The following is a 2,084-nucleotide window of genomic DNA, read 5'->3' as shown; positions in this document are numbered from 1 at the left end:
GCCGCTTCATCGAGCATCCTGTTATGTAATCATTAATTCTCTACCCGCTATCGGGTAAAACGCGCTACATCATGCAATTGATTATCAAAGGCTGGCAACGGGCATGCTCTGATTTTTAGTCTCTTTTGGGCGGGTAGAGCGTTGGCTTTGTCGCTCAAAAAATAATGCGTATCAAAATACCCATAAAAACCGAAAATGAAGTTAAAGAGTAAAAAAGGTTACACTGATTGAAAATTATGCAGATTAAACGTACTATTTTACTCATAGAGTAACGGGAGGTATGCAGATGGAACAGTTAACGCTACAGGCTTTCCTTAACAATCAATGGTGCGATATTGCACTCATCACTTTTCCCGAAAGTGAACACGGCAGGTATCAACTCACCGGGTTGGACTATCAGTCCGACTACGCCATCGACCACCTGCACCGTGATGATAATTACGCAGTATCTCTTAACCACCCCGTATCCCTCTTCTTCGATGATGATGGTCAGCCCGGTTGGATGCGTTTTCTCGATGATATTATCCCCAGCGGGGCAAGCCGACGTTATTGGGAGAAATACCTTGATCTCGAAGGGCTGACCCCCAGTCAGCAAAATTTTGTTATTTTAAAACATGGCACTATGTCGCCAATTGGCAATTTGCGCATCAAAGAATCCGTACCAGAGTTCCATCCCGAGGCGGAACAGCTTTTTTTCTCAGTTGATGACGTTAAAAACAGAGCGAGTGATTTTCTGGATTATGCTCAACAACGCGGAGCTGCGGCAGGCGGAGCAACAGGTGCAGGAGGCGAAGCACCGAAATTATTACTCCGCTGTACACCTGAGCAGCACATATGGATTGATACTTACCAACAGGATCCGAGCAAGAGAGATATCCATTATCTGGTTAAATACCCTCGAGGAAACCGCAGCGACGTTGACTGTAATATATTGCGCGCCGAATACTATTATTACCAGGAACTGACGGATCTCGGATTCAGTACAATTCCTATTAAAAACATGCGGTTGGAAGAAGGGGAAAACTATCCTTCCCTGTGGCTTCCCAGATTTGATGTCTCTTTCGAAAAAGAAAGTGATATCAAACGGTTTGCCATGGAATCCGTGTATTCAATATTAAGAAAAGCGCCCGGCGTTACGCTTTATCATGAAGATACACTCAGAACACTGATAGAAAAAATTACGCGCAGTAATATGGTGACAGCACAAGGCTTTAATTTTGATATTACGGCTTTTGTTGTCGAATGGGTGCGTCGGGATTTACTGAATATTATTTTCGGCAACAGCGATAATCATGGAAGAAATACCGCATTTCTCAGAGCAGAAAACCGCATTACGCTAGCCCCCATCTACGACTTTGCCCCAATGAAAGCAGATCCCGAGGGGATTGCACGCACAATGAAGTGGGCCGTGCCATTAGAAAATGGGGGCGAGTATAATTTTATAGGGATTGCACAAGCGCTTAACGATCTTGTTCCAGCAGAAACGTTACTGAAAGCATTGCAAGATACTGCACAACAATTATTGGGACTCAAAGAGAGACTGATACAAAGGGGGGTTCCCGAACAGATCGTTACCCTGCCGTCTATCGGTTTCAACTATATAGAACAAAAGTTGGATAGATGGGGATTGCTATGAAAAATCAAAACAGTGATGTGATGCCAGCGAGCGAAACGATAAGGAGAATAAAAGAAAAAAACCGCACGCTGCAAGAACCGATAACACCTTATACCGCCCAGCCGTACACAACGTCCCCCGGAGTGCAAAGTATAAAGCGGCAACGAGTTTCTAAAAAGGCCAAGCCGATTAGCACACCAGAAAGGCAATCTGCCATGAATGACATTATCAGGCATCTGCTACTGGGTGAAATCACACAGGGCAAGGCGCTAAAAATGCTTCGGGCTGACGTATTAGGGCTAAAGCAAGATGCCTTCGCCACTCTGGTTTCAATATCACGCAAAACGCTGTCCGACGTTGAAAATGACCGAGGCAACTACACCGCTGATGTCATCAACAAGCTATTCAACCCTTTTGGGCTTCAGGTAGGACTTGTCCCCACTTCGCGCCATCGGCTTGCCGCGCTTTT

At 45.2% G+C, this 2,084-nt stretch carries 2 protein-coding genes; both read left to right on the top strand.

Annotation, left to right across the window (positions count from 1 at the left end):
• Positions 1-286 precede the first annotated feature (286 nt).
• Positions 287-1,636, top strand: coding sequence for a type II toxin-antitoxin system HipA family toxin (locus J5224_RS25585; protein WP_264628011.1), 1,350 nt, complete (start codon positions 287-289; stop codon positions 1,634-1,636).
• A partial coding sequence (locus J5224_RS25580; protein ID WP_264628010.1) for a helix-turn-helix transcriptional regulator occupies positions 1,633-2,084 on the top strand: 452 nt, incomplete at its 3' end. The genes J5224_RS25585 and J5224_RS25580, both read left to right, overlap by 4 nt.

It is taken from the genome of Candidatus Symbiopectobacterium sp. NZEC135 (assembly GCF_025962695.1).
This window is presented reverse-complemented; position numbering and strand designations above follow the sequence as displayed.

What these genes read in the sequence shown, in the direction of transcription:
- J5224_RS25585 (WP_264628011.1), top strand. Translation starts at nt 287, where the DNA reads ATGGAACAGTTAACGCTACAGGCTTTCCTTAACAATCAATGGTGCGAT.